At 44.8% G+C, this 299-nt stretch carries 1 protein-coding gene; it reads right to left on the reverse strand.

The window, feature by feature from the left end; translation table 11 throughout:
• The coding region (locus FHK88_RS02435) for a glycoside hydrolase (protein ID WP_264480580.1) at nt 1-299 on the reverse strand (299 nt) is incomplete at both ends.

Consider the following 299-nt stretch of genomic DNA (forward strand, 5'->3'; position numbering starts at 1 on the left):
TACCATTCCCGGTTTTACGAAGAAAGAAAAGTTTCCTAAAGCCCAAAGTGTTTTGGAATCCCGGATAAATCCATCATTTTTACAATAATTTGCATCACCGGCTCCATTGCTTGAACCATTATCAACGTGAATTAATCCGTCTTTGTAATCTCCACGGCTAATAGCTGTCCACCATTGCCATGAAGTTACGCCACCAACAGCAATATCAGTACTGATAATACGCGCTGTCCAAAGTGCCAGAGAAATTCCTAAATCCCTTCCCGGACCTGCGCCACCTGGCAATTCAGCCGTTCCTGGGC

Source organism: Psychrobacter sp. I-STPA6b, from assembly GCF_020662265.1.
Lineage (GTDB): Bacteria > Pseudomonadota > Gammaproteobacteria > Pseudomonadales > Moraxellaceae > Psychrobacter.